This is a genomic window from Dyella nitratireducens, assembly GCF_014642835.1.
Classification (GTDB): Bacteria; Pseudomonadota; Gammaproteobacteria; order Xanthomonadales; family Rhodanobacteraceae; genus Dyella_B; species Dyella_B nitratireducens.
This window is the reverse complement of record NZ_BMJA01000001.1, coordinates 1,503,489-1,527,886: the sequence shown is the minus strand read 5'-3', so window position 1 is coordinate 1,527,886 and position 24,398 is coordinate 1,503,489. Positions and strand designations below refer to the sequence as shown.

Sequence of the window (24,398 nt, the reverse complement as noted above, 5' to 3'; positions counted from 1 at the left end):
CGATGCTCGTCATCTGACATGCGCTATGCCGCGGCACGTCCTTCCAGTTCAGCCACCAATCCCTGGATCTCCGCACCGCCGGCCATCATGTCGAGCAAGGCTTCCTTGGCGATGTCCTGTTTGGCGAACGTGCCCATCGATTGCCCGCGATTGAGCAGGGTGAAGCTGTCGCCGATCGGGTAGGCGTGATGCACGTTGTGCGTGATGAAGATCACCGAGATGCCGCGCGCACGCGCCGTATGGATCAGCTTGAGCACGTTGCAGCTCTGCTTCACGCCAAGTGCAGCCGTGGGTTCGTCGAGGATCAGCACCTTCGCGCCGAAATGGATCGCACGCGCGATGGCCAGGCATTGGCGTTCGCCGCCCGACATGGTACCCACCGCCTGATGCGGCGAACGGACATGGATGCCCATGTCGGCCAGCTTCTCTTCGGCGACGCGTGCCGCGTAATCGATATCCATCACGGGGATCAGGCCGAACAGCTTGCGCATCGGCTCGCGCCCGGCGAAGAAGTTACGCGCCACGCTCATCAGCGGCACCAGCGCGAGATCCTGGTATACCGTGGCGATGCCGTGGTCCAGCGCCTCGCGGGGCGATGCGAAGCGCACGTCGCTGCCTTCCACCCAATAGCTGCCGCGGCTGGGTTGGTGCACGCCAGCCAGCGTCTTGATCAGCGTGGATTTGCCAGCGCCATTGTCGCCGAGCAGGCAGTGCACTTCGCCGCGGCGCAGGCGCAGCGTGACGTCCTGCAGGGCAATCACCGTGCCGAAGAATTTGCTGACGTTTTCCAGTTGCAGGATGTAGTCGTCGGTCATGGCGATACCCTCATTTGCTGCGGGTCGCGTGCAAGCGCACGTAATGATTGAACAGCACCGCCAACAGCAGCATGGCGCCCAGGAACACGCGGTACCAGTCGGAGTCGAAACTGGTATACGAAATGCCGATCTGCACCACGCCGAAGATCAATGCGCCGAAGCAGGCCCCAAGTACCGAGCCGTAGCCGCCGGTAAGCAGTGCGCCGCCTATCACTGCCGCGATGATCGCTTCGAATTCTTTCTGCAGGCCGCGATCTGCGGCGGCGGAGCCCACGTCGGCCACCTGCAGTACACCGAACAAACAAGCACAAAATGCCGTGAAGACAAACAGGCTGATCTTTACCCGGCGCACCGGCACGCCGACGTTCTGCGCCGCGGCTGCATCACCGCCCACGGTGAAGATCCAATTGCCGAAGCGCGTGCGCGATAGAACGAAGCCCGCACCGGCCGCCGTCAGCAGCCACCACAGCAGCACCTTGGGAATACCGGCCACGATCGGATCGCCATTGGGCAGCTTGTCGATGATGCCGACCTGCGCAAGCCATACGAACAGGCCATGCAGCGTGCTGCCCTGGAAGAGCGTGCTGGTCACCGGATCGCTACCGACTTTGTCGCCCATGCCGCTGACGATGGTGCTGTTGGAAAAATACGTGGACAGCACCAGCGTCAGCCCACGCAGGATGAACATGAAAGCCAGCGTGACGATGAAGCTGGGCAGCCGCGTGCGCACCACCAGGTAGCCATTCAACCAGCCCAGCGCCATGCAGCCGACGAAGGCGAACAGCACCGACGCCCACATCGGCCAGCCCATGAACGTCGAAGGCACCGCCATCATCATGCCGGCGAAGCCGATCATCGAGCCGATGGAAAGATCGAATTCTCCCGCGATCATCAGCAGGCATGCACCCACGGAGATGATGCCGAGATATGCCGCGACCTGAGCCCAGTTCATCACGCCGTCGAGATTGAACATGCCCGAGTCACCGGCAAAGATGCCGAACAACACGAACACCAGCACGGTACCGGCGATGGAGCCAAATTCCGGGCGGCTGATGAAACCGCGCCAGGGTGAAATGCGTCGTACCCGTTCATCGTTCTGCACGGAAGTGTTGTCCTTGCGTGTCGTGAGGGGCAGGTGGGAAGTCGTGCTGCTCATGCGCATCTCCGTGAGTTGCCGGTCACCGGTACTGGCCGGCGTACTTGGCCACGGTGTCGACGTTGTCCCTGGTTACAAAGGCCGGGCCTGAGCTGACGCCCTGGTTGGTATACACCGGTTGCAGGCCGTATTCCTTCAAGCGTGCCTGGAAGGCCGGATTGGCCTTGAGCTTGGCGATGATCACGGCCGGATCGCGCGTGTCGTCTTCATGCGCAATGGCGAGCGCAGCGATGGCCATATAGCCCTGCAGATACGGCTGCTGATCGATGGCGAAGTTGATGGTGCCCTTGCGGATGCCGTCGATGATCGCGCCGGAAAGGTCGAAGGTGGCGAAATAGATCTTGCCGGCCAGCCCCATCCGTTGCAGCGCCAGCAGGCTGGGGTCGGCCGAATTTGGACCCAGCGCCAGGATGGCTTGCGTGCGGGGATGGTTGCGCAAGTATGCGCTCACCTTGTTTTCCACCACGGTGGGATCAACACCCGAATCGATCATCGATTGGCGCGCATCCACGCCGATCGCATCGGCAAAGCCTTTGCAGCGCTGGAACGCCGCCGCATTGGCGGCGTTGTGATTGACGCATACGAACGAGGTGATGCCGGCCGCTTTCGCCCGCTCGCCAGCAGCTTTGCCGGCTTCGTATTCCGGCTGGCCGATGTGCATGATCGCCCCGAGCTTTTCACTTTCCTGATGGGTGCCGGAATTGATGGTGATCAACGGAATGCGCTTGGCGGTCACGCGCATGGCTGGCTTGGCGAGCACGTCGAAATCGGCGATGTCGAACGCCACGCCGTCGTAGTTGCGTGCGGCGGCTTGCTCGACCAGACGGGCCATGTCGGCGAGGTCGCCGTTGGGCGGATTGCGGTAGTCGACCTGCACGCCGAAATCGTCGGCGGCCTGCTTGATCGCGTTCTTCACGGTGTTCCACCACACGTCCGAATCGGCCGCATGACTGATCAGCACGTACCGTTCATCAGCATGCGAGCCGGTGGCAGCCACCGCAGTCGTGGCCGCAACGGCGGTCAGAAGGCCCGCCAGCAAGGTCGAGATCCATCGCGTACGCATAGCGTCTCCAACGGTGAAGGCCAGGCCATGCCCGGCCGGAGGGCGCGTCCGGGAGAAAATCCGCGCCGTGGCCCCGAGGATAGGAACGCCGTTCCGGCAATTGCAATTTGCATTGCACAAAATAAATTTATGGAAAAAAAATTCCAATCGGCGCTAGGATGCATCCCGACCTTCCAGCGGACGGCGATGCATGGCCAGACAGGGCGCAGTCGATGAACTGCTGCAGCGTATCGCGCAAGATTTTGAAACCTTGCCCAGGCAGCTGCAGAACGTGGCCAGCTACCTGGAACGCGAGCGGGCGAACATCATGGTCCAGCGGATCAACGAGATCGCGGCCGGCTGTGACGTGCATCCGTCGGCCGTGGTGCGTTTCGCGCAGCGTTTCGGCTATTCCGGCTTCAGTGAGATGCAGGCGGTGTTTCGGCTTGATTACACCGAAGCGGCGACACCTACGCGCAGCTATCAGCAGCGCATCCGCCGCGTCATCGCCGAGGGCGAAGGAACCATGCCCGCGTCACAAATGGCATTGCGTTTTATCGACGCCAGCCGGACCGGACTCGACGACCTGGTGAAATCCTTCGACGCAAAACACTTCGAAGCCGCCGTCGATCTGCTGGTCAAGGCCGAAAACATCTACGTGGTGGCGGTGCGCCGCACCTTCAGCATCGCCAGCTACATCGTCTATGCATTGCAGCACACCGCCAAGCGCGTGCACCTGGTGAGCGGACTGGGCGGCATGTATCGCGAACAGATCCGCAGCATCGGCAAGAACGATGTGCTGATCGCCATCAGCTACCCGCCTTACGGCAAAGAAACGCTTTATTGCAGCCGCGTGGCGCATCAGCACAAGGCCAAGGTGCTGGCCATCACGGATAGCGCACTGGGTGCTTTGGGAAGAGAGGCGCACGCCACGCTATTGGTGCAGGAAAGCAGCGCGTTTGCCTTCCGTGCGCTCACCAGCACCATCTGCCTGTGCCAGGCGCTGTTCGTAGCGCTGGCCTACAAGCTCGAGTTGAAAGTCGAAGAAACCATCCATCCTGGAGAATACGATGACTGAACACATCGGCGTTGCCCTGTTCGGTGCTGGCCGGATCGGCAAGATTCACGCCGGCAATCTTGCGCGGCATCCGCATACGCAACTGCGCTACGTGGTGGACGTGCACCGGCCGGCCGCCGAAGCCCTGGCGGCCGAACACGGGGCGATCGTCGTCGGCATCGACGAAGCACTGGCCGATCCCGGCGTTGCCGCGGTGGTGATCGGCTCCAGCACGGATACACATGCGGACCTGATCCTGCGTGCCGCTGCGGCAGGCAAGGCGATCTTCTGCGAGAAACCGGTGGACCTGGATGTGACGCGCGCGCGCGCTTGCGCGGAGGCGGTCAGGCAGGCTGGCGTTACCTGCATGATTGGTTTTCAGAGGCGCTTCGATCCCACCTTTGCAGCGCTGAAACAGCGGTTGGACGCTGGCGAAATCGGCACGCCGGAAGTGTTGATCGTAACCAGTCGCGATCCTGGGCCGCCGGCTGCTGCTTACATCGCGCATTCGGGTGGTGTGTTCAAGGACATGCTGATCCACGATTTCGATATTTTCCGCTGGATTCTCGGTGGCGAAGCGGTGAGCGTGCATGCGACGGGCGGTTGTCCAAACATGCCGGAGGTGGCTGCAGCGGGCGATATTTCTCATGCGGCGGTCACGTTGCGCACGCGTGATGGTGCGCTATGCCAGATCAACACGTCGCGCCGTGCGGCGTACGGTTACGACCAGCGCTTCGAGGTGCTCGGCAGTAAAGGTCTACTGCAGGCCGGCAACGTACGCCCGACGGAAGTTGTTGCATGGAGCGGCGATGCCATCAGCAGCGATAAGCCGGAGGCGTTCTTTCTCGAGCGCTATTGCGCAGCATATTCGCTGGAAATCGAGCACTTCTTTGATGCTTTGGTAAACGGTACGCCGGTGCGCACCACGATCGAAGACGGCATCAAGGCTTTGGAGCTGGCAGAAGTGGCGACACGATCCTGGCGTGAGGGCAAAGCTATGGAATGCGCCATCTGAATAACCTTCCGTCGTCGCCCTCGCTTTCGTCGGGACGACGAGCACGAAATATTCGGCATCGTAGGTTGGGGTGAAAACCCCAACGTCGCCATGTCACAACATCCAGATTGTTGGGGTTTTCACCCCAACCTACGAACGCAAGCCCACACCGCGCTTCAGCAGATTCAAGGCCACCCACGAAAGCGCGATCACGAACAGCAGCATGACCCCGAATGCCACGCCGATGTGCACGTCGCTGATGCCCAGCACACCGAAGCGGAACGCATTCACCATATACAGGATGGGGTTGATCCGCGAAATCGCCTGCCATGGCTCGCTCAGCATGTTTACCGAATAGAACACGCCGCCGAGATAGGTGAGCGGTGTCAGCACGAAGGTGGGAACCAGCGCGATATCGTCGAATTTCTTCGCATAGATCGCGTTGACGAATCCGGCCAGCGAGAAGATCGTTGCGCCGAACAGCACCGACAGCAAGGTGACCACGATGTGCGCGATCTGCAGATGCGTGAAAAACAGCGCAATCAACAGCACCAGAAAACCAACCACCAGCCCGCGCGTCACGGCGCCGGTGACATAGCCAAGCAGGATCACCCAGTTCGACATCGGTGACACCAGCATCTCTTCCACCGAGCGCTGGAATTTGGCGCCGAAGAACGAGCTGGAGATGTTGCCGTAGCTGTTGGTGATGATGCTCATCATCACCAGGCCCGGCACGATGTACTGCATATAGCTGAATTCGCCCTGGATATTGCCGATGCGGCTGCCGATCAGCTTGCCGAAGATGACGAAGTAAAGCGTCATCGTGATCGCAGGCGGAATCAGCGTCTGCGTCCAGATGCGCATGATGCGCACAATCTCGCGTCGTACGATGGTCTGGAGTGCGACGAGGTTGCCGGACAGGTTGCTCATGCCACTTTCTCCTTGGAATCCTGGCGACCCGTCTCCTGCCGGCCGTTCTCGACGAGGCGAACGAACAGTTCCTCCAGGCGATTGGTTTTGTTGCGCATGGAAATCACCGTAATGCCGTGTGTCGTGAGTGCATCAAACAATGCATTCATCGCCTGCGTACGCGGCATTTCTGCTTCCAAGGTGTGATCATCGATCCGGCGGAACGTAATGCCGGGGAGGTTCGGCAGCCGTTCCGGCATGTTGTTCACGTCAAACACGAAGGTTTCCACGTCCAGCTTGGACAGCAGCAGCTTCATCGACGTATTTTCCACGATGGTGCCGTGGTCAATGATGGCGATGTTGCGGCAGAGCTGCTCGGCCTCTTCCAGGTAATGCGTGGTGAGGATCACCGTGGTACCGGCTGCATTGATGCCACTGATGAACTGCCACATGGAGCGGCGGATCTCGATATCTACGCCCGCCGTGGGCTCGTCCAGGATCAGCAAGCGCGGTTCGTTCATCATCGCGCGAGCAATCATCAGGCGGCGCTTCATGCCGCCGGAGAGCATGCGTGCTTGGTCCTGTGCCTTTTCCCACAGGCGCAATTCCTTCAGGTATTTCTCGGCACGCTCGGCGGCGATCTTGCGCGGGATGCCATAGAAACCGGCTTCGTTCACGCAAATATCGAACGGCTTCTCGAATTGATTGAAGTTGATCTCTTGCGGCACCAGGCCGATCAGCTTCATCGCCTCATTGCGCTGCTTGTTTACCGAGACGCCGAAAATGCGTGCGTCGCCTTCGGTGGAGTTCACCAGCGAGGAAAGAATGCCGATCAAGGTGGATTTGCCGGCGCCGTTGGGGCCCAGCAGGGCAAAGAAATCGCCGGGCTGTACCGTGAGATGGATGCCTTTGAGGGCCTGGACGCCGTTGCCGTAGGTCTTGCGCAGATTTTCGACAACGAGTGCGGGGGAGGGGGACATGGGCTGCACCGTGAGGTCTAAGCCCCTTATTATAGCGGGCCTTGTCCCGACGACCTGCTCGGCCGGGCTTACTGACTGTTTCCAGCTAGATACCAATGGCCGAACACTTCACTCTCCGCCTCGTCGACAGCCGCATGCTTGCGCCCTCCGTGCGTCACCTGGGCTTCGAACGGGCCGACGGGCAGCCGCTCGCCTTCATTCCCGGGCAATTCCTGCAGATCCATTTCCACTACGACGACGGCACGGCCACCAAGCGCAGCTACTCTGTCGCCACCGTGGGTGACGGGCATTCGCCGGTGCAGCGCATCGAGATTGCCGTGAGCTATGTGGACGGCGGCGCGGCCACCAAGCTGCTGAGCAGTCTGGAGATCGGCGGCACCATCGAGGCAAGCGGCCCGTATGGGCGCTTCTGCCTGCAGGACAGCGATACGCATCCGCGCTACCTGCTGCTCGCCACCGGCACGGGCGTCACGCCGTACCGCGCCATGCTGCCGATGTTCGAAAAGCTGCTGGCAAAAGGCGATCGCGAAGTGGTGCTGTTGTACGGCGCGCGCAACGAAACCGAATTGCTGTACGGCGAAGAGTTCGAAGCATTCGCGCAGATGCACCCAGGCTTTTCGTTCTACGGTTGCCTGAGCCGCCAGCCGCGCGCCGTGCCACGGCCCCATGACCGGCCGGGACATGTGCAGACCGTGCTGTCCGAACTGGAACCTGCTGGCAGCAGGGACATTGCCTATCTGTGCGGCAATCCCAACATGGTCGACGCCGCGTTCAACGCGCTGAAAGAATCCGGCCTGCCGATACCGCAGATTCGCCGCGAGAAATACATCTCGTCGCGCTGATCGTTCACGAAGAAATTTTTCACAGAAAAACTAAAGCGCGTCGGATTCTTGCCGATAAAGCTACTGCGAGGATGCAGCGCATTGCGCAAACGTCATGACGATGACGTTTCCGACCCTTCGGCGTTACCTGCCAACCGTCCCATGCCCTCCGGACGGCAAAGCAGTGCGCCCACCGGCCGGATTGCCCCGCGACGAAAAGCCAACACCTGCCAACAACCATTCAACCGCTTGTTTCACAAGGAATTCACGTAACCTACACAATTGCCGCCATGAACCACTCACGCAGGTTTCTTGACGGTCCTATTGCATGATTTTATGTGACGAGCTTGGCATTTTCGTAACAACACTAGGCGGACGCTCTCAAGCGCCGGTACACCGCAGCCGATGGTGCCTACAGGTACGCGCGACTTGCGCTGGTACCGGTGGAGGGCGGCATTATGCGTGGTGCGCGTTGGCTGGTTCTGGCGGGTTGTTCAGTCGCGATGGTGTTCGCGTCATCGGCTGTGAGGGCGGGTGGCGGCGGAACGATCGAGGGCGGGACAATCACGTTCGTTGGCTCCATCGTGGAGCCGACCTGTAGCGCTGTAACGACGACTGGCGACCTGAATCAGGTGATCAGCACTGCGCAGGTGCATCCGTCACTCCAACGAAGCTGTTCCGGCACCTCGGCCACGAATGCGTCCCGGCCTTACGAGGTCGACGTCGTGCATCTGTCCAGTGCGGAATCCGACCACGTGCTCAATTACTTCGCCAACTATGTCCGCGCTGCCCAGCCTGCTTCAGCGGACCCGGTGTTGGTGACGCAAACCTACGAGTAGCACTCCAGATTTATCGGCAGCCAGCGCGCAAAGCTTGAGCTTGGATTGGCGTGCCGGTCCATGCTGTCGTGTCAAACATTCACTGATACGACATCGTAAACGTAGCGGTACCGCAGACTTGACCCGCGCTGATGGGCGAGCCGGTTGCGTAGTATTGCGCGTAGTAGGTGAGGTTGAGCGCGCCGTTGGGCGAGTTGCCGAGCGATTGCGCAGTATTGAATTGCACCGGCTGCTGATTGCTTTGCAGCAGCTGGATACCGACATTCGTCGCCGGCGTGCCTGCCGAGCAGGATGCGGAAGGCATGATGACGCCGGTTGCCGATCCAGGATTGGTCGTGCTCATGGTCATATAGAGCGCCCAGCCTGATGGGCAGTTGTACTGGATCTTGAAAGACGTCTGGCCCGCCACGGAGCCGGTCGTTGGCAACGTGTTGTTTGTGATCGTTGGCAAGGTGACGCTGAGATTATTTGGACCAACGATACTGCAGCTGCTCATATTCACCGTCACGGCGCTGAGCGTGAGCGTGGCGTATGAGTTGGATGCGTTGGGATAGGTCGTTATGGTGCCGGGAGACCATGACGGATTCTGCGGCACTTGGTCAGAATCATAAAGCTGAAGCAACTGGATGCTGCTTATGGTGCCAGGAGATATCGGGCCGGTTTTGACCAATTGCGCGGTGAACGTGACCGACATGGGGTCATTGCTGCAACTAGGGTTGTAAGGATCGTTGCGAGAGTTGCCTGATTTACAGTCGCTGACCCCAATGACCCAGCCAGAAGAGCCGTTAGGGCCATTGCTGCCGCTGCTAGGTTGGGTTGGCGATGCGGTCAGCAAGACATCAATGCCCGGTACATTGGTTTGAAACATCAGACCCTTCCCCCCAGGAGGAGCATGGGTCGAGTCAAGGGCGCCGAGGCTGCCGGCCAATACGGAGAAGTTGTCGTAGTAGTTAGGTGTGATTGCAAATGCCTGATAGCAATCGACGGTCAGCGTCGTGCTTGCCGGGTTGCCAATCAATCCATTGCTGGTGCCGGCAGCAATGCTAATAGGGGAAGGCAGGGTGATGGTTGGACTGGACGTCGATGGTGTGCATGAGGGGGCTTGAGCGCCAGAGGCCTGCGCGGCCAAAACCTGAAAATGTACGGTTTTGCTGCCTGTTGCGGCCTTGGTGACAATCGCAAAACAGATCGCGGGAAACATCAGCCCGGTAGCTAGCAAGAGTGCGGCGACTCCTCTTGCGAGTGGTGAGGCAAATGGAACGTATGTCATGTGCCATCCCTCAAGGCGAGTGCGTCGGTGCCGGTCTTGGTGCATGTAACGCTCATCTGTTCGTAGCTCTTGGCAGCCTGCTTGTGCTTGCCCTTGGGTTCAAGTCGATAGTCGAACGAGCACGACTGCGCCGCCCCACTGTCATCCTGCCAGTGCGCCGTGAGCCGGCCGGCTTGATCGACACCGCGCAGGAGAATCTGTCCCGCCTGGCCGACTACACCCAACGAGATTCCCTTTTCGTTGTATACCTCCGCGCCGAACGGCAGAGCCTGGCCGTCCTTTAAGCGAGCCTGCACGATGAGCGTACGACCATTTTCAGTCTTGAACTTCACCATCACCACCGCGCCGGCATAGGGCACGACTTGCGCACTGGTGGCATCGAGCTGCACATCCAGCGGCAACCCCTTGGGATCGACCTGGATCGTGTTGAGTTGGTACGGCGTCAGGTACGGCACCACCGCATAGCCGAAGTGGTCGACGCGTGCACCAGGAGCATTGGCCAAGCGCGCACCAGCGGCGTTCGGCAAATACACAATGCCGACCGTGTCGCCGAGCGGCTGGCCGAACGTGACGCCACCCGGATGAGCAATCACGGAACCGCTCACGTTCAACGATGCCTGCGAATAGCCGCTGCCGTCGCCGTAACTGGCATTGAACACCGCATACGGGCTGCGATAACCCACGTTCACTGAACCTGCGTTACCGCCATTGTTGCTGCTGTGTGTTGCCGTTGCGCTGTAATTGAACTGGTTATCGCTACCCAGCGTGCCGGTAAGCATCGCCTGAGCCTGTGAGCCAGTCTGCTGGTCGTGATTGAAGTTCAGCGTAAGGCTGGGCGAGTGTGTGTTGCGGCCCAGGGGCAACGTGAAGCTCACAAAGTACGCGTTGTCATAGCGGCCCAGCGGATCCACCGAACGTGTCGCGGAGATGCTATAGGCGAGCTGGCGAAAGTGGTTGTTGTAGCCGACCTGAAACTGCGTGTCGTTGCCGTGCCGATTCCAGTAGTCACTGGCAGATACGTTGGCATAGATTGAGCCGCCGATGCGTCCCAGTGGCTGGTTGAGCGAGAGCGTGAAATTGCTCCGCTGTCGTTCCACACCGGTGGCGGAAATAATCGGGCTGGTGGTGAACGCGCTTCCCGTGAGTGCGGCTTGCTGAGCTGGTGTCAAAACGCTCTGTACCGGAACGCCGTCGATGGTCTGTACAACCGGCTGTGTTACGACATTGAAGGCGTTGATGCCTTGGCGTGCATAGCTGCGAGCTTCTTCCGCCTGAGTCAGGCTGAGAAAGCCGCCAGTGGAGTAGCGATAGGTGGCGACCGACAGAGTTGTCTGTGTCGACGGGATGATTTTGCTGTAAGTCAGACGCACGCTTTGGCCTGACTGCGTCGAATAACCCGGGATATGCGCATCGGCCTGGGTGACGTCCATCGCGAACGCACCATAGTGCGTATTGATCGCGGCACCCGCCAGCAGCGCACCGTAGCCTTGCGAACCTGCGAGGCCGGCGTATCCCGTCAGCAGGTTGTTGAAGCCATGCTGCACGGTGGCTTGAAGTACGGCCGGCTTGTCGTGAATGGTTGCATCGCGCAGCTCGCCGACAGCGACGTCGAAACGGGTGATGCCGGGGCGCAACAACTGCGCCACCGAGGCATACGGAACAGAGAACGTGCTCACATGGCCATCAGCTTCCGTGACAGTTACCTGCAAGTTGCCGCCATAACCTGTCGGGTAGAGATCGCTGAGCGAAAACGGACCTGGTGACACCGTGGTTTCATAGATCAGCACGCCGTTCTGCCGCACGGTGATCTTGGCATTGGTCTGTGCGACACCGCGTACCACGGGCGCATAACCCTGCAACGACTGTGGCAGCATGCGGTCGTCGGTACCCAGCTGTACGCCGCGGATGCCATAGCTGTCGAAGACAGCGCCATCCGTAAAGCTATCGCCGATCGTCAACTGTGCGCGCAGTGAAGACAGATCGCGCTGGACGTAGGTGTTGATGTTTTGCCACTGACGGCGGGATGGTGTGCTGGCAGTTGCCGATTGCCAGTTCACGGTGGCGTCTTCGCGAAAATGCCAAGGGCCGAGATTGAGGCCGCTGTTCAGACCCAGATACGAGGTGGTCTGCGTCTGGCCTTGGCTGCTGCTGCGGTAGGTGTTGAAGTTGTAGTTCAGCAGTGCGGCAGGGACGCCGGCATCCCAGTATTCCGGATTGACATAGCCGCGCGCCACCTGGCCCAGGTAGGCCTGCGGCACGGTGACGTCGATGCGTAGCTGCGACATGTCAAATGTCGCAGTCGCGCCGGTGATCAGGCTGTCCATGCTCACGCAGGCCTTCGAGTCGCTCAGGCTTGCAAGGGTCTCAGCAGGCAGCTTTGCCGGGTGCAGACCCAATTGATCCAGCAATCTCCGGTCGATACACGCTGTAGCGCTGACATTCGCGGAAGGAGCGGCGAAACGTACGTCGCTGCGACCAACCCAGACATTATTGAGGTAGACGTCCGCGTTGTAGACGCCTGGGAGTATGGGGTTGCCATGTTCGAAGCGGGACAAGTCTGTGGTGTTCTGTCCAGCACCGGCCAGGAGACTGCGGTCGAAGTCGGCATAACCGCCACTGGCGCTAGCATCAGCGCCGCTGGCAGCGGCGGCAGGAGCGGCAGAAACATTTGTCCAATTGCCAAGTGCGGCGGCAATTCCCGCGCAGAGCAAAATCTGGCGACACACACCATGTTTAGACACATGAAATGTGCGCCGAGAATGCATCACGGCGAGACGCTGCCCTTGAAGGAAGCGGTCGCGCCGTAATCGTTGACGATGTCATAGGCGACGGACGTACCCGACGCCGGCGACGTCGTCAGTCCCCTGATCTTGAGGCGCAGCGAGCCGAGTGGATCGACCATGCCGATATCGGCGCTATAAGGCTTGCCGTCGACATCCAGTGACAATTTGACGATGGTGACGTGGTATGGCGTGGGATTGTGCACTTCCAGTGCATAGCCCTGGCCATCGGCGACAGCCTTCCAGGTCACCTTTCCGGGCGCCGTTTGCGCATCACCAGGCAGATGCGCAGGGCGGTAGAAAAGCTTCAGCCGCGAGCGGATCGCGAACTGCAACAGGTTTTTGCCAGCCGACTCTTGCGCGCTGGGCTTGGGTGGTATTTCCAGCACGTTGAGCCAGAACAGCGACTCGCGGTCACTCGGCAGCGGCGCGGGCGTGGAAATGATGCGCAGGTCCTGATCCTTGTGCGCCTCCATGCGGAACAGCGGAGGCGTGATCAGAAACGGCACGTTGACCTTGTCCGGTGTGGATTTGGGATCCCCGTTGTCGATCCATGCCTCGACCAGCGCAGGATGGGCGTTGTCGTTGGTCAGCCTTACGGTGACCTCGCCGTCCTGGGCTGGAAATACCACGCGCGTCCCGGCGATCAGAACGCTGGCATTCGCAGTACCGGTGAAAAGGCACATGGTCAGCAGGCCCGCGAGAACAGTGCGGAGGAGGGTATTCATGGACAGACTCTCGGGATTCAACGAACGGCAGAGCATGCAGGAACTACGCTGCAGCAGCAGTGATCGCTGCCGCAGCGTGCCTGTTCTTCGACTTATTGATACTGCGTCGTGTAGGTCACAGTCGTGTTCACCAGGCCGGCCGTCGCTGCGGCAGTGGCGTAGTACTGAGCCTGATAGTTCAACGTAACGCCGCCGCTGGAGAGCGTTCCCACGGGCGAAGCGTTGTTGTTGTTGAGATTGATGACCGTGTTGGTGGTGCCGTTGAGCAACTGCACTTCGACATTGCCGGCTACAGTCTGGGGAGACGTGGCGGTGGCGATGTTCTTGAGATTGCCATCGGTAGCGTTGATGTTGGAGCCGCCGAACTGTTCCTGCACGCTGGTGAGGTTCGGATCGCAACCGCTCACCTTGATGGTAAACGGCGTGTTGCCGGCAACGGCGCCGGCGGCATTAAGGGCGGTCGTAAACACGACGGGCAACTGGACGGTGCTGCTGGCGCTGCCGCCATTCACACTGAACGAGCAAGTGTTGGCGACCACCTTGCCGGTGATGGTGATGGTGCCGTCAGAGGCAGCCACCGAGGTGGAGAACAATGCTGCCGCGCCGAACGTGGCGGCGAGTGCAGCGGACAGAACGATCTTTTTCATGCGGATTCCCTGATTAACGTGTAGATGGGCGTACAGCTTTCGGTAAAAGCGCTTGCGGTGGGCCGGGCGTTGCCCCGCCCTCTCTCGGGCAGGCCCACGCCTTAGGCAAGCCAGTCAGCAACATCCGGGCCAAAGCGTGATCCCTATCACATTGTCAGGGAAACCCGGCTTATTTCCTACACATCTCCTACACGCTTCCAAAACATTTCCCTTCATCTGTCGGGAAAAAGTGTGAACTACATCTCGGGACAGGGCTTTTTGCCGTCAAAAAGTGACGCGCTGTGTCAACGAAATCACGGGGGTTTGCCTGGTTGAGAAGGTGATTTTGTAAAGTACGCTTGACATGGCTGGGCGGCACGCCTAGGCTATGTCAAGCGTGCTTTACATATAGGGGGAAGTCGACATGGGGGCTGGGATGATTTGCCATCGTCATAAGGTCTTGTCCCATTGGGTCATTCCCACTCGTGCTCGGCCGTTCGGCCGAGCAGCATCCTGAGGGGCGCCAGCCATGCCACGGTTCTCGCTGAAGCAATACCAGCCGCGGGTCATGATCGCGATGGCGATCTATGCCGCTTTCATGCTGTTCGTCTGGCCGTTGGTGAACACCACCACGAGCCTGCCCATCAAGGCGTTGCTAGCGGTGGCGGCGACCGTGCCGGTGCTTTACGTCATCGGGCAAATGGCGCGGCTGATCCGCAACAGCGATGAGCTTGAGCGTCACATGCACCTGGTGGCATTGAGTACGGCGACAGCGGTGGTCAGCGCGCTGACTTTCATTGCCGGATTTTTGGCCGCCGCCGGAGCGGTGAAGCTGGATGGCTGGATGCTGCTGCTGGTGTACCCCGCCGTGGTGCTTTGCTACGGGGCTGTGCGTTGGCGGATGGTGCGCAATTACGGAGGAAGTTCGCTGTGCAGCGAGGAGCTTGGCGTCAAGCCGTACTTGTATCCATTGCTGTTCGGTATGGTTCTGCTGGTTGTCGCCTTGGCGTATCCGGGCAATCTCGACGATGCGCGGCTGGGATTCCTGTACGGCACGGCTGCAGGACTGATCGCTGTTGGCGGCCTGCCCATCGTGAGGCACTGGTACAGGCGCAAGTACCGTCATGAGTGATCGTATAAAGGTAACGGGGGCGCCGCCGCTGCAGCCACGAATCGCATGAACAATCTCATACGCGAATTGCGCGGCGAACGCGGCTGGTCGCAAGCCGAACTTGCGCAACAATTGGATGTATCGCGGCAAACCATCAATGCCATCGAGACGGGGAAATACGATCCGAGTCTGCCGTTGGCTTTCAAGATCGCACGCCTGTTCGGCATGCCGATCGAAATGATTTTTGTGCCTGGGGAGGAGTGAGGGAGACATGGCCTTGAAGGCAAGAACCGTTTCACGTTTGATCGTGGTGGCGGTCGCACTGGGCGTGCTGGCGTACCAGCATTGGCATCGTCCCGAAAAACCGGCCGCGGCAACCGCGGATGTGGCGCCTGCCGCCGCGCTCGTCGAAACCAAGGAGCCGTCGCAGCCTGCGCGTATATGGCGGCGCGGATCGCTCACGTTTACATCGTGCGAACTGGGGCGCCCCGGCAGCGGTGCGCGTGCACAGGCGTGGTGCACCATGTTTGACGTACCGGAAAACCGCGATGATCCGCATGGCCGCCACATCAGCCTGAAGCTCGCGATTGCGCGTAGCGATGCGCAAGTGCCCGAACCGGACTTGGTGACACTGCTTGCCGGCGGTCCCGGAGAAGCGGCAACCGAGGCCTGGGTGCTCGAAGCGCCTGCCTTTGCCGACGTGCGCAAACACCACGATGTGCTGTTGCTGGATCAACGCGGCACCGGTGGTTCCAATCCGCTGAGCTGCAAGAATGCAGAGAAAGCGTCCGATCAGAATGCATTGACGTTCGACCTCGACAAGGTCCGGAAAGACGTCACCGCATGCCTGGATGAGGTAAAGCAAAAGGCCGATCCTCGCTACTACACCACCACCATCGCAACGCAAGATCTGGAGGACGTGCGCAAGGCCCTGGGTTCGCCGTTACTCGATCTGGTTGGTGTTTCCTACGGCACGCGCATGGCACAGCAATACCTCAAGCACTATCCGGGCAGCGTGCGCAGTGTCGTACTGGATTCTGTGGTGCCGAACCAGGCCGTGCTGGGCGAGGATTTTGCCGCCAATCTCGATGATGCACTGAAGAAAGACTTCGCCCACTGCGCGGCGGTGCCGGCGTGCAAGCAGCGCTTCGGTGATTCGATGCAGACGCTGTATCAGCTGCGCGATGCGTTGCGTGCGAATCCGCACAAGGTCAGCTTCCGCGATCCGGAAACCTACGAAACCGTGGAACGGCCCTTGAGCGAATTTTCGCTCGCCAGCGTGGTGCGGATGTTCGCATACCAGCCGGAAACGGCGGCGCTGTTGCCGCTGTCGATCAACGCCGCGGCGCATGGTGATGTTGGTCCTTTGCTAGGGCAGGCGAAGATTCTTAGCGGCGATCTCAGCGGCGACATGAACAACGGCATGTCCATGAGCGTGATCTGCAGCGAAGACGCCGATCTGCTGCAGCCGCGACCGCAAGATCAGAACGCCATCCTGGGCAATCACCTTGTCGATGCCCTCAAAGCACAATGTGACGTGTGGCCACATGGCGCGCGCCCGGATGATTTCCACGCGCCGCTGAAGAGCGACAAGCCGATCCTGATGCTTTCCGGCGAACTGGACCCGGTCACGCCGCCGCGCTATGGCGAACAGATCCTGCCGGGTCTGACGAATGGGCGGCAGCTGATTTTCAAAGGGCAAGGGCACTCCCTGCTGGGACGCGGCTGCATGCCGCAACTGCTCGGCAAGTTCATCGACAAGCCCGATCCCAAGCAACTGGATGCCAACTGCTTGGACAAGCTGGACGAAACGCCTGCCTTCATCGACTTCAACGGAGCATCGCCATGATCGAGGTGAAGGATCTGCACAAACATTTCGGCACCGTGAAGGCGGTGGATGGGGTGAGCTTTTCAGCGCGTGACGGTGAAATCACCGGGCTGCTCGGTCCGAATGGCGCCGGCAAGACAACCACGCTGCGCATGCTGTACACCTTGATGCAACCCGATCGTGGACAGGCGCTGATCGATGGCATCGACCTGGCGAAAGATGCACTTGCAGTGCGCCGCCAGCTCGGCGTGCTGCCCGATGCGCGTGGCTTGTACAAGCGGCTCACGGCGCGCGAGAACATCGACTACTTCGCGCGGCTGCAAGGCATGGATGAAGCATTGATCCGCACGCGGCGCGAACAGCTGATCAAGGCCCTCGATATGGCGGATATCGCGGACCGCCGAACGGAAGGCTTCTCGCAGGGTCAGCGCGTGAAGACAGCCATCGCGCGGGCGCTGGTGCACGATCCCAAGAACGTGATTCTGGACGAGCCCACCAACGGTCTCGATGTGATGGCCACGCGCAGCATGCGCCAGTTCATGCACCGGCTGAAGGAGGAAGGGCGTTGCGTGCTGTTTTCCAGCCACATCATGCAAGAGGTAGCAGCGTTGTGCGATCGCATCGTGGTGATCGCGCATGGTCGCGTGGTGGCGGATGAAACACCCGATGCGCTGCGTGCCCAGACCGGGGAGGCCAATCTGGAGGATGCCTTCGTGAAAATCATCGGCAGCGAAGAGGGGCTGGCGGCATGAAGACCACGCTGACTGTCTTCCTCAAGGAAGTGAAGGAAAACCTGCGCGACCGACGCACCATCATGAGCGCTTTGCTCCTGGGGCCACTGCTCGGTCCGGTCATTTTCATCATGATCATGAACGTGGTGCTCACGCGCGAATTGAACAAGGCCGATCAACCGATCCAGGTGCCGGTGATCGGCGCGCAATACGCCCCAAACCTGATCAATGCCTTGAAGCAACAGGGACTGGTACCGCAACCGGCGATTGCCGATCCAGAAACGGCGGTACGCAACCGAGGCGCCGACGTGGTGCTGCGCATTCCCAAAGGTTTCGGTGATGCCTGGCGCAAGGGCGAAACCTCGCAGGTGGAGCTGATCTACGACTCCTCGCAGCGTGACGCGGGCGGTTCGGTGGAACGCGTGAAGGGCATGTTGGAAAACTACGGCCGGCGCCAGGGTGCGATGCGGCTGGTCGCGCGCGGCCTTTCGCCCACCATGATGGCGCCGGTGGCGGTGGACGAGCGTGATCAGTCCACGCCGCAGTCACGCGCCGGATTGATGTTCGGCATGCTGCCGTACTTCTTTGTGCTTACCGGATTCATGGGTGGCATGTATCTGGCCATCGACCTCACCGCCGGCGAGCGCGAGCGGCAGTCGCTGGAGCCGCTGTTCGCCAATCCGGTACCGCGCTGGAAGATCTTGCTGGGCAAGCTGGCGGCGACTTGCGCGTTCTCCCTGATGAGCCTGTTGATCTGCGTGATTGCCTTCGGGTTCTGCGGCAAGCTGATTCCTATCGAACGGCTCGGCATGCGGATGGATCTGGGGCTGTCCTTCGCCTCGCAGGTGATTTTGATGATGCTGCCGCTGGTGATGCTGCTGGCGTGCTTGCAGACGCTGGTTTCGGCCTTCGCGAAGAGTTATCGCGAGGCGCAGTCTTATTTGTCGATCCTGATGCTGGTGCCGGTTTTTCCATCCATTCTGTTGAGCGTGACGCCGATGAAAATCGCGGATTGGATGTATTACGTGCCGTTGCTTGGACAGCAGGTTGGCATCATGCAGTTGCTGCGCGGTGAGCCGGTGACGGCGGCGGAGATAGCCAGTTGCGTGGTTACGGGTTTGGTTGTCGCGTTGCTGGCGGTGGTGGTGACGGCGCGGGTTTATCAGTCGGAGCGGTTGGCGATTTCTGCGTGATATTTTGCTGCCCTTAACCCCATGGCCGCGTAGGTTGGGGTGCAAACCCCAACGCTGGTGTTTGCATGCATGGCGATGTTGGGGTTTGCACCTCAACCTACGAGAGACATCCGAACAACCAATCAGCAACCGTGTCTGGATGCTCCAGTTGCAAATGATGCCCGCCCTCCATATGCGTCACAGCAATGCGCGGCACGAGCTGTGCACGCGCCTCCATCATCGCGCTGGGTAGATAGGGCGTAACTGGCGTGGATAGCAGCAGCGAACTAGGTGCTTCGATCCCCGCAAGCAGCGCGCGAATCTGCCCTTCGGCCAGACGCATGGCACTGGGCCGCGTAAGACGCGGATCGCTGCGCCAGCGGTAGCCGCCTTCAACGTGGGCAAGTCCACGCTCCACGATCGGCTGCGCCAAGTCCGCGCGCAGTCCGCTCGCCAGCGTACGTGCGCTGATGGCTTGGTCCACGTTCGCGAACAGCCGCAACGATTTGCCACTGGCGGCAGGTGCCGCATACGCATCGCGAAAACGTTGCAACGTGTTCGAGCCATCGTCGCCGAGCGGGCCGAGTCCCTCGATCAGGAACAGCCGATCGATGCGCTGCGGCGTGGCAGCGGCAGCGAGCGAGGCGATGCCTGCGCCGAGCGAATGGCCAAGCAGGGTGTAACGCTCCAGGCCCAAGGCGTCCGCAGCGCTGAGTACCGCGCTGACGTAGTCGATATAGTGATAACTGATGCCGGCTGGCAGATGGCTGGAATGCCCGTGGCCGGGCAATTCCAGTGCGATGACGCGAAAGCGCTCGGCCAGTTTCGGTGCAAGGAAGGCATAGCTGCCGGCGTTGTCCAGCCAGCCGTGCAATGCCAGCAGCGGCGGTGCCGAGGCATCACCCCAGATCAGCGCCGTCAGCGAGAGGTGATGCGACAGGGTGATGCGCTGTTCGATCGGCGCTTCCGAGTGAGTGCGCTCGTTCACAACGCTTTGCTCGCTGAGCATTCGGGCCACCCTTGGGTGTGCCGCAAAATCAGCGCCGCAAGGCTGGCTACCTGCTCATCGCCATCGTTGAGCGCGGGAATGTAGCGCAGTGCTTCGCCACCGGCTTCGGTGAAGAATTCGGCGTTCTGCATGGCGATTTCTTCCAGCGTTTCCAGGCAATCGACGGCGAAGCCAGGGCAGGCGACATCGAGCCGCTTCACGCCTTGCCGGGCGAGCTGCTTGACGGTTTCGTCGGTATACGGTTGCAGCCAGGGTTCGCGACCCACGCGTGACTGAAAGCTCATGACCAGCTGCGTCTCGTTCAATCCCAGCCGCTCGCGCAGCAGGCGCGTCGTGGTCTGGCACTGATGGAGATAAGGATCGCCGGCAGCCACGTACCGCTGCGGAATGCCATGGAACGACAGCAGCAGCTTGTCGCCGCGGCCATGCTCGGTCCACCAGCGTTCGATCGATTGCGCCAGCGCTTCGATATGGCCGGCATCGTCGTGGTAGTCGTTGATGATGCGCAGTTCCGGTGGCCAGCGCAGTTGCTTGAACGCATCGGCTACCGCATCGATGACTGATCCCGTGGAGGTGCCCGAGTACTGTGGATACAGTGGTAGCACCAGCAGCTGTCGCACACCTTCGCGTTGTAGCTGCTCGATCTGCTTGCGCACTGACGGCTCTCCGTAGCGCATGGCCAGTGCCACACGAATCGGTCCGGCGGCGACTTGCTTCAACCTGGCCTGCAGGGCGGCGGCAAGCTTTTCCGAGCCGACGCGCAGCGGCGAGCCTTCCGTCGTCCACACGCGTGCGTAGGCGTGGGCCGAACGTGCAGGCCGGATACGCAGGATGACGCCGTGCAGAATCAGCCACCAGCGCCAGCGCGGGTATTCGATCACGCGCGGATCGCCCAGAAATTCGGCCAGATATGGCCGCAGCGCGCGGGCCGTCGGGGCGTTCGGTGTGCCAAGGTTCACAAGTAGTACGCCAGCCTGAGCAGGTTGGTCGTAGGATTGGCCGGCAAGGCCGGTATAGTGATGAATTGGCATGGTGGCGTGGACAGCGGACGAGCCGGTCAAGTCTGCCATAAGCTGCCACGCGCTTTTCGCACAGGGCGGATATGCTCGCCGCTTCTTGCGACCGCGATCGAGTCATCTACATCGGGAGCTATCTATGTTCAAAGCATTGCGTCGCCTTTCGTTTGTCGCCCTTGCGCTGCTGTTGCCGATTGCCGCCGCGCATGCCGACGACGATACCCCGCAGCAGCGTGCGCAGAATGCCGTGCGCGTGCTCAATGAGATCGAGCAGGCGCCGGACAAATCCATCCCCACCGACCTGCTGCGCGATGCGCGGGCGATCGCGGTGATTCCCGACGTGCTGAAGGTTGGCTTCGTATTCGGTGGCCGCCGTGGCGAGGGCCTCATCTCGGTCAAGAATTCGGATGGCACCTGGTCCAACCCCAGCTTCATCTCTTTCGGGGGCGGCAGCGTGGGCTTCCAGATCGGTGTCTCCAAGACCGATGTGATCCTGGTGTTCCGCACGCAGCGCGGTGTGGATTCCATCGTCAACGGCAAGTTCACGCTGGGCGCCGATGCCTCTGCCGCGGCCGGTCCGGTGGGACGTACCGCCTCGGCGGCGACCGACCAGCAGCTGAAAGCGGAAATCTATTCCTATTCCCGCGCCCGCGGCCTGTTTGCGGGCGTGGCGCTGGATGGTTCGGTGATCAAGATGGATAACGATGCCAATGCGCAGGTATACGGGCCGGGCATCACGCCGCGGCGCATTTTCGAAGGCGGGGTAAGCAACGTCCCGGCGGCGGTCGTACGCTTCCGCGACACCCTGGAGGAGTACACTGCGCGGTAAGGCTGCGCGAGCGCGCTCTTCACATGACGGAAAGCCGGCGCCTGCACTCCCGCAGGCGCAGACGGCAACACTCCGCAACGAGGTTTCTCATGGGTTTGGACAGCATTTGGCATTGGGCGATCCTGCTCGTCATCATTTTGGTGGTGTTCGGTACCGGTAAGCTGACGAAAATCGGCCCCGATCTCGGCAACGCCGTGCGTGGCTTCAAGAAGGCCATGCAGGGTGACGAGGATGAGGAAAAGCGCAAGGCACAGGAAAAGCTGCAGGCCGACCCGGCGCCCGGCGCCGGCAGCACGGCCAGTCAGCAGCGCGATTCCAGCGAATCCAAGTAAGCGCATAGGTAAGCAACATGATCGAGATCAGCCTCGGCAAGCTGATGTTGCTGGCGCTGATCGCGCTGATCGTGCTCGGCCCGGAAAAGCTCCCGCATGCTGCGCGCACGGCAGGCGCCTTGGTGCGCCGCTTGCGGCAGGGATGGGATAGCGTGCGCGCCGAGGTGGAGCGTGAGCTGGAAATCGAAGAGCTCAAGCGCACCGCGCGCGAAGCCGCAGAGCGTGCCGAGGCCATGCAAACCGAGATGAACAAGGCGGCACGCGAGACGCGCGAACAGATGGCAAGCACGGCGACGGAGGTGCGCGAGAGCATTGCCGAGGTGCAGAAGGATTTCGTCCAGGCCGACGCGCCGAAGGAAACGCCACATGGCAGCGCCTGAGCCCGAGACAAACCTGCAAGAAGGCTTGTTTTCGCATCTGCTCGAACTGCGCGCGCGATTAATCAAAGCGATCCTCGCGTTGGCCGTGGTGCTAGCCGCGTTGGTGCCGTTCGCCAATCGCCTCTACGCCTGGCTCGCTGCGCCTCTGGTTTCGCGCCTGCCGGAAGGCGCGCATCTGATTGCCACCGAAGTGGCCAGCCCCTTCATCACACCGCTGAAGCTCGCGTTTTACGCGGCGCTGTTTATCAGCATGCCGGTGATTCTGTATCAGTTGTGGGCATTCGTAAGTCCTGGTCTCTATAAGCACGAGAAACGCCTGGCGCGGCCATTGCTGGCGGCAGCGCTGGTGTTGTTCTACATCGGTTGCGCGTTTGCCTATTTCCTGGTGCTTCCCGCCGCGTTTCGTTTTCTCACGGCCGTTACGCCGCAAGGCGTAGAGATGATGACCGACATCACGCATTACCTCGATTTCGTGATGCTCATGTTCTTCGCCTTCGGTCTGTGTTTCGAAGTGCCGGTGGCCGTGGTGGTGCTGGCGGCCGTCGGCATCGTCGATCTCGACAAGCTGCGCAAGGGCAGGCGCTACGCTGTCGTCGGCGCCTTCGCCATCGCGGCGGTGGTGACGCCGCCGGACATTACCTCGATGATCATGCTGGCCATTCCGATGTGCCTGCTCTACGAACTCGGCATGCTTGCAGTGCGCTGGCTGCTCAAGCCGAATGCGGCCGATGCACCTTCTCATCCATGACGACGCCCAGATCTTCTCGCCTTCCCGAGCCCGACGCTGACGAGCTTGCCCATTCCGAACGCTTGCTGCAGCACTTGCGCGAAACCATCGCTGCGCATGGACCCATGCCGTTTTCGCAGTACATGGAGCGTTGTCTCTATGCACCGGGGCTTGGCTACTACAGCGCGGGCAAGACCAAGTTTGGCGAGGCTGGCGATTTCGTCACTGCACCGGAACTTGGCGAATTGTTCGCCCGTTGTGTGGTGCACGCGGTGCAACCGGTGCTGGCTTTGCTTGGCAGCGAGGTGGATTTCCTCGAACTTGGTGGCGGCAGTGGCGCATTCGCTGAAGCGGCGCTCTTGGCGCTCGCGGAGAACAGCGTACTGCCCCGTCGCTACCTGATCCTGGAACCCAGCGCCGACTTGCGCGAACGCCAACGCGAACGCCTCACGGCTGCATTGCCGGCGGGTGTGATGACGCGCGTGGCGTGGCTCGATCGACCACCCGAGGAGAACTGGCGCGGTATCTTGTTCGCCAACGAGGTGATCGATGCGCTGCCGACCACGCGCTTCATGATTAGGAACAGTGAGGTCTATGAGGAGTACGTCGCGCTGGATGGCGAGGCGCGCCTGGTGCGCGTCGATCGTCCCGCTGACGCCCTGGTTGCCGGCGCGGTACGGCACGTCGAACGTGATCTTGGTCGAACTTTCGAAGACGGCTACCGATCCGAAATTCTTCCGCAACTACCCTACTGGATGCAGGCTATTGCCGGTTCGCTCGAAGCTGGTCTGATGCTCTTCATCGACTATGGCTACGTGCGTCGCGAGTTCTATTTGCCGGAGCGGCAAGACGGTACCTTGATGGCGCACTATCGGCATCGCGCACACAACGATCCACTTCATTTGCCCGGTCTCAACGACCTCACCGCCTCCGTCGACTTCACCGCCTTGGCCGAAGCCGGCAACAGCGCCGGCTTCGGCGTAGCAACCTATTTGCCGCAGGCCCATTTCCTGATCGCCGCCGGTTTGCAGGACATCTTCGAACATGCCTATGAGCAAGCTGCCGATGACGCCGCACGCCACCGTCTTGCCCAGCAGGTGAAAAAACTCACCTTGCCGGATCAGATGGGTGAACGGTTCCAGGCAATGTTGCTGGCGCGTGGGCTACCTGCGTTGCCGCTGCCTGCGGAGTTGTTAGCTGCGGATCAGGGTGGCCGGCTTTAATGAAGTGACGTGCGAGCCGCAAC

At 60.7% G+C, this 24,398-nt stretch carries 25 protein-coding genes; 14 read left to right on the top strand and 11 right to left on the bottom strand.

Features of this window, described 5'->3' with window-relative positions; genetic code table 11:
* Nucleotides 1-23: 23 nt before the first annotated feature.
* The 3 genes from IEX75_RS07035 to IEX75_RS07025 are packed head-to-tail and all read right to left on the bottom strand — an operon-like array spanning nucleotide 24 to nucleotide 3,034.
* The gene (locus IEX75_RS07035; protein WP_188793516.1) at nucleotides 24-815 is read right to left on the bottom strand and encodes an ATP-binding cassette domain-containing protein; all 792 of its coding nucleotides are present in this window, start codon (nucleotides 813-815) and stop codon (nucleotides 24-26) included.
* A 10-nt stretch (nucleotides 816-825) separates the two neighbouring features.
* A complete protein-coding gene (locus IEX75_RS07030; protein WP_188793515.1) occupies nucleotides 826-1,971 on the bottom strand; it encodes an ABC transporter permease in 1,146 nt (381 codons plus the stop codon).
* A 22-nt stretch (nucleotides 1,972-1,993) separates the two neighbouring features.
* Entirely contained in the window at nucleotides 1,994-3,034 is a 1,041-nt protein-coding gene (locus tag IEX75_RS07025; RefSeq protein WP_188793514.1) for a sugar ABC transporter substrate-binding protein, read from the bottom strand.
* A gap of 190 nt (nucleotides 3,035-3,224) precedes the next feature.
* Between IEX75_RS07025 and IEX75_RS07020 the strand changes: the two genes are divergently transcribed.
* Together IEX75_RS07020 and iolG are read left to right on the top strand one after the other, a co-directional pair.
* Nucleotides 3,225-4,091, top strand: coding sequence for a MurR/RpiR family transcriptional regulator (locus IEX75_RS07020; protein ID WP_188793513.1), 867 nt, complete (start codon nucleotides 3,225-3,227; stop codon nucleotides 4,089-4,091).
* Entirely contained in the window at nucleotides 4,084-5,085 is a 1,002-nt protein-coding gene (gene iolG / locus IEX75_RS07015; RefSeq protein WP_188793512.1) for an inositol 2-dehydrogenase, read from the top strand. The genes IEX75_RS07020 and iolG overlap by 8 nt, the downstream gene beginning before the upstream one ends.
* Before the next feature lie 129 nt (nucleotides 5,086-5,214).
* Here iolG and IEX75_RS07010 read toward each other — a convergent pair whose 3' ends face one another.
* Together IEX75_RS07010 and IEX75_RS07005 are read right to left on the bottom strand one after the other, a co-directional pair.
* Nucleotides 5,215-5,994, bottom strand: a complete 780-nt coding sequence (locus tag IEX75_RS07010; protein WP_188793511.1) for an ABC transporter permease — start codon at nucleotides 5,992-5,994, stop codon at nucleotides 5,215-5,217.
* Nucleotides 5,991-6,953: an ABC transporter ATP-binding protein gene (locus tag IEX75_RS07005; RefSeq protein ID WP_188793510.1), complete on the bottom strand. Its 963-nt coding sequence runs from the start codon at nucleotides 6,951-6,953 to the stop codon at nucleotides 5,991-5,993. The genes IEX75_RS07010 and IEX75_RS07005 overlap by 4 nt, the downstream gene beginning before the upstream one ends.
* Before the next feature lie 95 nt (nucleotides 6,954-7,048).
* Between IEX75_RS07005 and IEX75_RS07000 the strand changes: the two genes are divergently transcribed.
* Both IEX75_RS07000 and IEX75_RS06995 read left to right on the top strand, forming a co-directional pair.
* Nucleotides 7,049-7,795 (top strand): FAD-binding oxidoreductase, encoded by a 747-nt coding sequence (locus IEX75_RS07000; RefSeq protein WP_188793509.1) that lies wholly within the window; start codon nucleotides 7,049-7,051, stop codon nucleotides 7,793-7,795.
* 437 nt (nucleotides 7,796-8,232) lie between these two features.
* Complete coding sequence (locus IEX75_RS06995; RefSeq protein WP_188793508.1) at nucleotides 8,233-8,613, top strand: hypothetical protein; 381 nt, start codon at nucleotides 8,233-8,235, stop codon at nucleotides 8,611-8,613.
* 79 nt (nucleotides 8,614-8,692) lie between these two features.
* Here IEX75_RS06995 and IEX75_RS06990 read toward each other — a convergent pair whose 3' ends face one another.
* The 4 genes from IEX75_RS06990 to IEX75_RS06975 form a co-directional block, all read right to left on the bottom strand.
* Nucleotides 8,693-9,928 (bottom strand): fimbrial protein, encoded by a 1,236-nt coding sequence (locus IEX75_RS06990; protein ID WP_188793507.1) that lies wholly within the window; start codon nucleotides 9,926-9,928, stop codon nucleotides 8,693-8,695.
* Nucleotides 9,880-12,624, bottom strand: coding sequence for a fimbria/pilus outer membrane usher protein (locus IEX75_RS06985; RefSeq protein ID WP_229720679.1), 2,745 nt, complete (start codon nucleotides 12,622-12,624; stop codon nucleotides 9,880-9,882). Before IEX75_RS06985 ends, IEX75_RS06990 begins: the two co-directional genes overlap by 49 nt.
* A gap of 23 nt (nucleotides 12,625-12,647) precedes the next feature.
* A complete protein-coding gene (locus tag IEX75_RS06980) occupies nucleotides 12,648-13,391 on the bottom strand; it encodes a fimbrial biogenesis chaperone (protein WP_188793506.1) in 744 nt (247 codons plus the stop codon).
* Between the two features lie 92 nt (nucleotides 13,392-13,483).
* A complete protein-coding gene (locus tag IEX75_RS06975) occupies nucleotides 13,484-14,038 on the bottom strand; it encodes a fimbrial protein (protein WP_188793505.1) in 555 nt (184 codons plus the stop codon).
* A 508-nt stretch (nucleotides 14,039-14,546) separates the two neighbouring features.
* Between IEX75_RS06975 and IEX75_RS06970 the strand changes: the two genes are divergently transcribed.
* Genes IEX75_RS06970 through IEX75_RS06950 form a run of 5 tightly spaced genes read left to right on the top strand, consistent with a single transcriptional unit; the run spans nucleotide 14,547 to nucleotide 18,880 of the window.
* Complete coding sequence (locus IEX75_RS06970; protein ID WP_188793504.1) at nucleotides 14,547-15,149, top strand: hypothetical protein; 603 nt, start codon at nucleotides 14,547-14,549, stop codon at nucleotides 15,147-15,149.
* A 45-nt stretch (nucleotides 15,150-15,194) separates the two neighbouring features.
* On the top strand, nucleotides 15,195-15,392 hold the full coding sequence (locus IEX75_RS06965) for a helix-turn-helix transcriptional regulator (RefSeq protein ID WP_188793503.1): 198 nt from the start codon (nucleotides 15,195-15,197) through the stop codon (nucleotides 15,390-15,392).
* A gap of 7 nt (nucleotides 15,393-15,399) precedes the next feature.
* Complete coding sequence (locus tag IEX75_RS06960; protein WP_188793502.1) at nucleotides 15,400-16,977, top strand: alpha/beta fold hydrolase; 1,578 nt, start codon at nucleotides 15,400-15,402, stop codon at nucleotides 16,975-16,977.
* A complete protein-coding gene (locus IEX75_RS06955; RefSeq protein ID WP_188793501.1) occupies nucleotides 16,974-17,708 on the top strand; it encodes an ABC transporter ATP-binding protein in 735 nt (244 codons plus the stop codon). Before IEX75_RS06960 ends, IEX75_RS06955 begins: the two co-directional genes overlap by 4 nt.
* Complete coding sequence (locus tag IEX75_RS06950) at nucleotides 17,705-18,880, top strand: ABC transporter permease (RefSeq protein ID WP_188793500.1); 1,176 nt, start codon at nucleotides 17,705-17,707, stop codon at nucleotides 18,878-18,880. Before IEX75_RS06955 ends, IEX75_RS06950 begins: the two co-directional genes overlap by 4 nt.
* 97 nt (nucleotides 18,881-18,977) lie before the next feature.
* On the opposite strand, the gene IEX75_RS06945 is transcribed toward IEX75_RS06950, so the two are convergent.
* Both IEX75_RS06945 and hemH read right to left on the bottom strand, forming a co-directional pair.
* Entirely contained in the window at nucleotides 18,978-19,847 is an 870-nt protein-coding gene (locus IEX75_RS06945; RefSeq protein WP_229720678.1) for an alpha/beta fold hydrolase, read from the bottom strand.
* Complete coding sequence (gene hemH, locus IEX75_RS06940; RefSeq protein WP_423373118.1) at nucleotides 19,844-20,938, bottom strand: ferrochelatase; 1,095 nt, start codon at nucleotides 20,936-20,938, stop codon at nucleotides 19,844-19,846. The genes IEX75_RS06945 and hemH overlap by 4 nt, the downstream gene beginning before the upstream one ends.
* Nucleotides 20,939-21,023: 85 nt before the next feature.
* On the opposite strand from hemH, the gene IEX75_RS06935 reads away from it, so the two are divergent.
* The 5 genes from IEX75_RS06935 to IEX75_RS06915 all read left to right on the top strand — a co-directional run bounded on the left by IEX75_RS06935 (nucleotide 21,024) and on the right by IEX75_RS06915 (nucleotide 24,375).
* Nucleotides 21,024-21,713, top strand: a complete 690-nt coding sequence (locus tag IEX75_RS06935) for a lipid-binding SYLF domain-containing protein (RefSeq protein WP_188793498.1) — start codon at nucleotides 21,024-21,026, stop codon at nucleotides 21,711-21,713.
* Between the two features lie 89 nt (nucleotides 21,714-21,802).
* Nucleotides 21,803-22,045, top strand: a complete 243-nt coding sequence (locus IEX75_RS06930) for a Sec-independent protein translocase subunit TatA (RefSeq protein WP_188793497.1) — start codon at nucleotides 21,803-21,805, stop codon at nucleotides 22,043-22,045.
* A 17-nt stretch (nucleotides 22,046-22,062) separates the two neighbouring features.
* Nucleotides 22,063-22,425, top strand: coding sequence for a Sec-independent protein translocase protein TatB (gene tatB / locus IEX75_RS06925; RefSeq protein ID WP_188793496.1), 363 nt, complete (start codon nucleotides 22,063-22,065; stop codon nucleotides 22,423-22,425).
* Nucleotides 22,412-23,173: a twin-arginine translocase subunit TatC gene (tatC, locus tag IEX75_RS06920; protein WP_188793495.1), complete on the top strand. Its 762-nt coding sequence runs from the start codon at nucleotides 22,412-22,414 to the stop codon at nucleotides 23,171-23,173. The genes tatB and tatC overlap by 14 nt, the downstream gene beginning before the upstream one ends.
* A complete protein-coding gene (locus IEX75_RS06915; protein WP_188793494.1) occupies nucleotides 23,170-24,375 on the top strand; it encodes a class I SAM-dependent methyltransferase in 1,206 nt (401 codons plus the stop codon). Before tatC ends, IEX75_RS06915 begins: the two co-directional genes overlap by 4 nt.
* The last annotated feature ends 23 nt before the right edge of the window (nucleotides 24,376-24,398 follow it).